The sequence below is a fragment of the Pirellulales bacterium genome, from assembly GCA_036267355.1.
Classification (GTDB): Bacteria; Planctomycetota; Planctomycetia; order Pirellulales; family DATAWG01; genus DATAWG01.
This window is the reverse complement of record DATAWG010000086.1, coordinates 68,960-76,704: the sequence shown is the minus strand read 5'-3', so window position 1 is coordinate 76,704 and position 7,745 is coordinate 68,960. Positions and strand designations below refer to the sequence as shown.

The 7,745-nt window shown below is 61.0% G+C and carries 6 protein-coding genes; 2 read left to right on the top strand and 4 right to left on the bottom strand.

Annotated features, from left to right (window positions below; all coding sequences use genetic code 11):
• Positions 1 to 828 (bottom strand): hypothetical protein (locus VHX65_13685; GenBank protein HEX3999599.1); only part of this gene is annotated, 828 nt, incomplete at its 3' end.
• A gap of 68 nt (positions 829 to 896) precedes the next feature.
• A complete protein-coding gene (gene metK / locus VHX65_13680; protein HEX3999598.1) occupies positions 897 to 2,087 on the bottom strand; it encodes a methionine adenosyltransferase in 1,191 nt (396 codons plus the stop codon).
• 397 nt (positions 2,088 to 2,484) lie between these two features.
• Between metK and fhcD the strand changes: the two genes are divergently transcribed.
• A complete protein-coding gene (fhcD, locus tag VHX65_13675) occupies positions 2,485 to 3,378 on the top strand; it encodes a formylmethanofuran--tetrahydromethanopterin N-formyltransferase (protein HEX3999597.1) in 894 nt (297 codons plus the stop codon).
• 137 nt (positions 3,379 to 3,515) lie between these two features.
• On the opposite strand, the gene VHX65_13670 is transcribed toward fhcD, so the two are convergent.
• Together VHX65_13670 and VHX65_13665 are read right to left on the bottom strand one after the other, a co-directional pair.
• Positions 3,516 to 4,148 (bottom strand): hypothetical protein, encoded by a 633-nt coding sequence (locus VHX65_13670; protein ID HEX3999596.1) that lies wholly within the window; start codon positions 4,146 to 4,148, stop codon positions 3,516 to 3,518.
• Between the two features lie 223 nt (positions 4,149 to 4,371).
• Positions 4,372 to 5,025, bottom strand: coding sequence for an isoprenylcysteine carboxylmethyltransferase family protein (locus tag VHX65_13665; protein ID HEX3999595.1), 654 nt, complete (start codon positions 5,023 to 5,025; stop codon positions 4,372 to 4,374).
• 456 nt (positions 5,026 to 5,481) lie between these two features.
• On the opposite strand from VHX65_13665, the gene glgX reads away from it, so the two are divergent.
• Positions 5,482 to 7,611, top strand: a complete 2,130-nt coding sequence (gene glgX, locus VHX65_13660) for a glycogen debranching protein GlgX (protein ID HEX3999594.1) — start codon at positions 5,482 to 5,484, stop codon at positions 7,609 to 7,611.
• Positions 7,612 to 7,745: the final 134 nt, after the last annotated feature.

Sequence of the window (7,745 nt, the reverse complement as noted above, 5' to 3'; positions counted from 1 at the left end):
TTGGCGCGGCGAATGGTCCAGTTTCAATTCCAATCGGACTCCATGCGGCAGAATTTGCATGGCCCGAATGCGGCCCGCCGGGCCGGCCGTCTGGCGAAGCGAAATCTTCGGCGTCTCCAAGAATGGCGGGCAAAAAGCGATGTGGGCCGTCGCATTCCGCTCGCCCGCGGCCAGCGCCATTTGCAGCCAGCCGGCGAGCCGATCGACGCCCCCTGCCGTATGCGAGCGGGTCGATTGCTGGATCACCTCGGCCGAAGTGGCCGGCGATGCGGGCGGCAGCAGCGGAGCCGCCGCAGTTGCAACAGCACTTGCCGGAACGATACCTGGAATCGCAAGCTGAAGACCGACCTCATCCGGTTTTGCGATCAGGCTCGAAACACTGCGCGGCGCGACGACCATCGTGCTGCGGCGGGTGCGGTCGTGAAAGCGCCGCCACGACAATAATTCTTCCACCGCCACGATTCCCCACGCAATGGCAATCGCGAACCACGAAGTGCCGGGGAGCCAAAGCGCGGCGACGAAGACCACGAGCAAGACGGCGGTCGACCATCGCAGCCATGCGACCGCCGCGCGGCTCGCGCTGAAATTCGTCGGCATCGTGAATCGAGCGGCCGCGGCCAAGATCGCCGCAATCGCCGTTGCCGACCCGATCGCAACGGAAGAAAGCGGTTGTTCCAGGCCGCCGGCCAATCGCCGTGCGAGAATGAGTGCCGTCGCTACGGCCATCGCCGCAACAAGTAGACCAGAGATCCACAGCGACAGTCGAACGCGAAATCGATCCGCGGCCGGTCGCCACGCCGCGGCAAGATCAATGACCCCAGCGTCCATGCTGCACGATTCCAGAGTTCAGCGATCCCGGCGCTCAATGGCTCGATTGCGACCAGCTTATCCGACGCTCAGGCCACGGCCGCGCCGATGCCTGCGGCATCGGCCAGTTCGGCCGCCTTGGCAGTGCCTTCCCACGTGAATTCCGGTTCGCTGCGTCCGAAATGGCCGCCAGCCGCCGTCTTGCGATAGATCGGCCGCCGCAGGTCGAGATATTTGATGATGCCGCTAGGCGTAAGCGGGAAGAGCTCGCGAATCAGCCGGCAGATCTTTTCGTCTTCGAGCCGGCCAGTCCCTTCCGTGTCGACATGCACGCTCACGGGCTCGGAAACACCGATTGCGTAGGCCAACTGCAATTCGCATCGATCGGCCAAGCCGGCGGCCACGACATTCTTGGCGATATGCCGGGCCATGTAGGCGGCGCTGCGATCGACTTTCGTCGGGTCTTTGCCGCTAAACGCGCCGCCGCCGTGGCGTCCCCACCCGCCGTAGGTGTCGACGATGATCTTCCGCCCGGTCAGCCCGCAATCTCCTTGCGGCCCGCCAACGACGAATCGCCCAGTCGGATTTACGTGGTAGGTGATCTTGCCGTTGACCAATTCCTCGGGCAAGCACGGCAAGACAATCTGGTTGACGACATAGTCGTAAATCTGTTTGTGCGTTGCTTCGGGCGCATGCTGCGTCGAAACCACGACCGTATCGACGCGCACGGCCCGCTGGCCATCGAATTCGACCGTAACCTGGCTTTTGCTGTCGGGCCGGAGCCAATCGACATCGCGGTTTTGCCGGGCTTCGGTCAGTCGGTTCAGAATGCGATGGGCCAAGGCGATCGGCAGCGGCATCAATTCCGGCGTGTCGTTCGAGGCATAGCCGAACATCAACCCTTGATCGCCGGCGCCGATTTCCTTGCCCGCCGCTTGATTCTCGTTCACGCCTTGGGCAATGTCCGGGCTCTGCTTTCCAACGGCGACCAGCACCGCGCACGTGTCGGCGGAGATTCCCATTTGGTCATCAACATAACCAACGTCGCGAATCACCTGCCGAACGACGGTCGGATAATCGATCGTGCCGCGGCTGGTGATCTCGCCGGCGATCATGGCCATTCCGGTTGTCACCAGCGTTTCACAAGCCACGCGGCTGTGCGGGTCTTGGGCGATCAGGGCATCGAGGATGCCGTCGGAAATCTGATCGGCCAATTTGTCGGGATGGCCCATGCTGACCGATTCGCTGGTGAACAAGAATTTGCCGGTGGACACGAAAATCTCCTGTCTGGAAAGCGCGATCGGGGTCTGGCTCATTCTTCGGCTCGCGGCGCCAGGAATTGCATCCCAGCACGCCGCCGAATAATGAGCCCGTCCCCCCCTGTAACAACCAAAATCGATAAACCCTGATTATAAGCGCCGGCGGGCAAAACCCGCAATTGCTTAAACATAGTCTACAACCGGTTGGGCGGGGCCATTGAAGTGCCGGCAAGATGTGATAAGACCAATGAGCCGCGGTGCTTGGCAAAGGACTGGCGGCGGAGCGCAACGAACGTCGCAGGCACACTCCGTCTGCGCTGCTTTTTGCGCAACACGCCACGGCGCGCTGGCGGCACACGGAGTGTGCCTACTACAGTTATTGGCCCAGTGGAGTTGCGGACGAAAGGCGCAGCGACCGATGAAGCTTGGTTCCACGATTATCGACGCCACGTTTGCCGAAGCGTTTCGCATGCGCTACGCGCGGCTAATCGTCACGGCGCACGACGAGTTTTGGCTACGCGCTGCCGTGGCCGAATTCACCGGCTATGCCAGTTCGATCATCGCTTGCGATGCCGAGGCGGGCGTGGAAAATTGGCTCTCAACGGGAGAAACGCCGGATCGTCGCCCCGGCGCCGCCATTTTGGCTTTCGGCTTTTCCGCGGAGAACCTGGGCCGTTCGCTGTTAAACCGCACCGGGCAATGCCTGATGACATGCCCCACCACCGCCGTGTACGACGGCCTGTCGCAGGCTGCCGAACGGGTGCCGCTTGGCAAATCGCTCCGCTTTTTCGGCGATGGATTTCAAAAGAGCAAACTGGTCGGACCGCAGCGATTCTGGCGGATCCCCGTGATGGATGGCGAATTCCTCGTGGCCGAGTCGCTTGGCATCGAGAAAGGCATCGGCGGCGGCAACATCATTTTGCAATCCGCCGATTTGGACGAAGCGCTTTCCGCGGCGCGGCACGGCGCGGAGGCGGTGGCAGCGCTCGCCGGCACGATTACGCCGTTTCCCGGCGGTGTCGCCCGCAGCGGCAGCAAAGTCGGCTCGCGCTACAAGAAACTCAAAGCGTCGACCAGCGACCCGTTCTGCCCCACGCTTCGCGGCCGAGTCGAATCGCGGCTTCATCCCGCGGCGAACTTTGCCTACGAGATCGTGATCGACGGCACCGACGAACAAGCGGTTGGGGATGCGATGGCGGCGGCGATGCGGGCCGCGGCCGGACCGGCAGTGCCCGCGATTTCCGCGGGCAACTACGGCGGAAAACTCGGCAAATTCCACTTCCACCTGCACGAACTGTTGAAAGCCGATTGACGGCCACGGCACACGCGCGGCCCTTTGGCGCAACCAAAGGTCCAGGCACTCTCCGTGTGCCGTCCGCGGTCCGCGACGCATAGAGCAGCGCAGACGGTACAGGGACTGTGCCTGGTACGCTATCGGCGCCTGCTACGTTATCGGCTCTTCAAATCGAAGCGGAGTTGGCTCATCAGATCCAGATTATCTTGGGCGACGTCGATGCCCAACTCGGTGTCTGTGTTATAGCGCGCCGAGATAATTTCGTGGCCATTTACCTGCTTCGTGATTCGCACTTTGTAGAGGCCGGGATTTGCACCGCGCGGGCCGCCGCCTTGCGAATCGATCACCAGGCTCGCGGAGCCCTTGGCGTTCGTCATGCCGGAAGCGGACGAAATAGCGCCGGCCATGAATGGCTCGGGTTCGAGTTGCACCTTGGCTCCCTCGAGTTCGGCGCCGTCGAGTTTCACGTTGGCGATCAGCGACATGATGCCCACTTTGCTGTCTTTCATCTTTTGCAATTCGGCGGCGATCGAGTCAGCCGTCACTTTGCCGTCGCCGCTGGAGAAGAGCTTGATCGAGGTTTTGATGGCGGGGCATTTATTCAGTTCGTCGCCGGAAAGCACGCCGTCTTTGTTCGTGTCGTATAGCGCCATTGCTTTGGCCGCCATTGCCGACGGATCGATTGCCGGAGCGGCCACGCGATCGGGTGTCTTCGCCGAACAACCGCACATTGCCGACGCGATGCCGGCCACCAGTGCCAATGCCAATCGACTACGAACCGATGCCATAACGAATCCCTACCGAATATCGAGGAAGATGAACCGCCAAAGATAAACGATCCAAGAGTCCCGCCGCGCGAGAAGGCCTGACATGCTGCAAATTACCAGACCGCTGGCGCTCGGTCAAACCGCTGCCGTAGCGCTCCGGGAAGAGATGTCTCAAGGGAGACGCGGGGGAGATGAGATGGCCGCGACGGTGCGCGGCGAGAACCGCAAATTTGGCCCTTGGAACTTAGGGCATATGGAACCAGCGGGGAAACCAGGCCTCGGTACGGCATTGGGCGACGATTTCGCCTAACAACGGCAGCCAAATCCAGCGCGCTGCCCGATATGCTTCCGACCGAAGACCGCGGACGCTCACGACGATCTCCGGGGTGGAGCGAAACAGCCGGAACCGCGGCCAAAACCGTGGCACCGTGCGACAATAATCGACGAATGGTTGGCCGAAGTGTTGCCGCAGCCTTGTTTCTTCTGCCGAGACGGTAACGGATAAATAAAACACTGCTGCCACCACGCACCCTGCCGCAAACGTCAGCGACTCCAAGTAAAATGAAAATCCCATTAACATCAAGAAGGTGCCCAGGTAGAGCGGATTGCGGCAGATGGAATAGGGGCCCTCGGTAATGACCGACGTCGACTTCCTGCCGCCGATGTAGAGAGTGGCCCACCAGCGCAATGCCGCACCAACCATGAACAACAACCAACCTGGTATGTCCAAGCCGATGTCGCCCCAGCTTCCTTCCGGCGAGTGCGGTGGGGAGAAGACTGCCGCGAATCCAAACGGGAGCAAAAGCAGAATGCCGATCCACGCTCGCGAGCGCACCAGCCAATTCCACCATCGACCGACCGACGGCCCAGGGGCGCCGGCTGTCATTTGAGTCAACATCAATCGATTCTCCCGAACCCGGACCGATACAGATCTGCATGAATTGATCGCCGTGTTCGGCCATTGTGATTGATGCGGGAAATCAGTCAATCCACCATTGCAGAGCCGCGTATCACAACCGTCGCCACATCCGCGACGGGGGTCGCCGGCCAACCGTCGGTCGCCATGATTTTGCTTGACAGAGGGGGGCAAGCATAGCAGGATGGCACCGCGTGCTCGTAGGAGTCATTCTAAATTGAGTCGAGAAGCTGGAGCGGTTGCGCGAGGCTATCTGGGTCGAAAGCCTCCCACGGGGCACGGCCGACAAGTTTGGCTAACCGGCCCACTCAAGCCAATCCGGGCTACCCGTCTTTCAAAGCTCGATTGGGCCACGATTTACGCGTCGCGGCGGCGGCCTTTGGGTTCAGTAGGTGGTATGGTTTTTTTGAGAGCCGAGCGCTCTCGGCGGCCAATACGATGCAACAACCTACGCCCGACCCCTTGGAGACGCAACGCACTGTGCTCAAGCCTTCTCCGCACCCTCATCCGGCCCTGCAGTTCACTTATCCTCTCCCCTACGGCGCCATCGTCCACGAGACGGGAGTGCAATTCGTCGTTTTCAGCCGATCGGCAACCGCCATGCGGCTCTTGCTCTACGATCGCGTCGAAGATCGCGAGCCGAACGAGATCATTTCGTTTGACCGTGAAACCGATCGGTGGGGTGATATTTGGAGCATCTTTGTTCCCGGAGTCGGCCACGGCCAGCTTTACCACCTTCAAGCCGATGGGCCGTTCGAGCCCGAAAAAGGAAACCGCTTCGACGGCCGAGCCCGGCTGATCGATCCCTACGCCCGAGCGCTCGCCGGAAAATTCTTGCATAGCGACGACGGCATGATCCGGCCGCCGAAATGCGTGGTGATCGACGATGCCTTCGATTGGGAAGACGATCGCCATCTGCGCCGCAACCTGTCCGACACGGTTATCTACGAAATGCACGTCCGAGGCTTTACGCGCGATTCGTCGAGCGGCGTGGAACATCCCGGCACGTATCTGGGCGTGATCGAAAAAATCCCGTATTTGAAGTCGCTGGGCGTGACGGCCGTCGAATTGATGCCGGTGCATGAATTCCCGACCGAGGGGATTTTGGGGCACGATCTGGCGCGGCCCAACTACTGGGGCTACGATCCGCTGGCGTTTTTTGCCCCGCACCGCGGCTATGCTTCAAGCCCGGTGCCCGGAGCGCAGGTGACCGAATTCAAACAGATGGTTCGCGCGCTGCACCAGGCGGGCATCGAAGTGATTCTGGATGTCGTGTTCAACCACACTGCCGAAGGCAACGAACTCGGGCCGACGCTCAGCTTCAAAGGACTCGAAAACCGCGTCTACTACATGCTCGGCAACGGCGGCAGCTACTATCGCAACTATTCCGGTTGCGGCAACACGATCAACGGCAATCATCCGATCGTTCGCGAACTGATCTTTTTGTGCTTGCGGCATTGGGTCCACAATTTCCACATCGACGGCTTCCGCTTCGATTTGGCGTCGATCCTGAGCCGCGACCGAAACGGCGACATTACTCCCAATCCGCCGGTGGTCGAACGAATTGCCGAAGATCCGCTGCTGGCCGACACGAAGATCATCGCCGAAGCGTGGGACGCCTCGGGAGCGTATCAGGTCGGCTCGTTCGCCAAGCTGCGGTGGGCGGAATGGAACGGCCGATATCGCGACGATATTCGCCGCTTCTGGCGCGGCGATCGCCATCTGACCGGCGAACTGGCGACGCGATTGGCCGGCTCGGCCGATCTGTATCAAGCCGGCGGCCGGCATCCGTACCACAGCATCAATTTCATCACCTCCCACGACGGCTTCCCGCTCAACGATCTGGTCAGCTATTGCCGCAAGCACAACGATGATAACGGCGAAGGCAATCGCGACGGCGACAACAACAACATGAGCGACAACTACGGGCTGGAAGGTCCGACCCGCCGCCGTTCGATCGAGCAGCTCCGTCAGCGGCAGATTCGCAACTTTCTGGCGACGCTGTTGTTGAGCCAGGGAGTGCCGATGATTTTGTCGGGCGACGAATGCCGCCGGACGCAGCGCGGCAACAACAACGCCTATTGCCAAGACAATCCGATCAGTTGGTTCGATTGGCGGCTGGCCGAGAAGAATGCCGATCTGCTGCGTTTCGTGCAAGGTCTGATCGCGATGCGGCGGGCCAACCCGACGCTGCGGCGCAAAGAGTTCTTGCGCGGCGAACCGTGGCTTGCCGGGGAACTGCCCGACGTGAGTTGGTTTGCCGCCGACGGCTCCGGGAAGCGCTGGGAGGAAGACGATCCGAGCCTGATCTGCGTGTTCGGAGCGCCGGCCAAAACCGGGAACGGAAGCCAGATGTCGCGGCACGTCATGCTGCTCATTCATGCCGGCTACCTGCCGCGAACTTTCACCCTGCCGTCGCTGGTGCGCCCGATCAGTTGGAAAAAATTCGTCGACACGGCCGCTGAACCGCCGAACGACATTTATCCGAAGCTCGACGGCCCGCCGTCGCCACCAAACGGCTCGATCGAACTCGACGGTCGGTCGCTCGTATGCTTCGTATCGACGTAAAAGACGAAGACATTCTCACGCGGAGACGCGGGGATCGCGGAGCACGCGAACAAATCTGAACAGGGAAAGTCGTGTGTTCGGCCGCAGTGCGTCGTGCATCGCTTGCCGTTTCGCGCGTGGTGTCTCTTCCCTCC